This is a genomic window from Intrasporangium sp. DVR (assembly GCF_040365325.1).
Classification (GTDB): Bacteria; Actinomycetota; Actinomycetes; order Actinomycetales; family Dermatophilaceae; genus Intrasporangium.
Map to the genome: position 1 here is coordinate 1 of NZ_BAABZW010000033.1, position 560 is coordinate 560.

Below are 560 nucleotides of genomic sequence, written 5' to 3' on the forward strand. Positions count from 1 at the left end.
ACGCCTTCCACGTCGTCAAGCTCGGCACCCAGGTCGTCGACGAGACCCGGCGCCGGGTCCAGCAGGACACCCTGGGCCGGCGCGGGCACAAGGACGACCCGCTGTACAAGATCCGCGGCCTGCTACGCCGCGGCCGAGAACACCTCTCGGGGAAACAGGTCGCCAAGCTGAACGCCTGCCTGCAGGCGGGCGACCCGAACTGGGAGGTCACCGTCGCCTGGCTCGGCTACCAACAGCTGCGCTCGATGTACCGGGCCGACCCCGCGGAAGGCCGACGCATCGCAGAGAAGGTGATCACCTCGTTCCCGACCTGCCCGGTCCCCGAGCTCGCCCGGCTCGGGCGCACCCTCAAGCAGTGGCGCGAGCACGTCCTGGCCCGGTTCGACACCGACCGGATCAGCAACGGCGGCACCGAGGCGGTCAACCTCATCATCGAGAAGACCCGACGCCTGGCCCACGGCTTCAGAACGTTCGACCACTACCGGATCCGGATCCTGCTGGCAGCCTCAGGAACCCGCCCCTACCGGCGAGGCCCAGCCCATGCTTGATTCCGAAGAGCC

Annotated in this window: 1 protein-coding gene; it reads left to right on the plus strand. The window is 69.1% G+C overall.

What is annotated here, in order from left to right; translation table 11 throughout:
- On the plus strand, positions 1–548 hold a 548-nt coding region (locus tag ABWV20_RS18950), incomplete at its 5' end, for a transposase (RefSeq protein ID WP_353357987.1).
- Positions 549–560 lie beyond the last annotated feature (12 nt).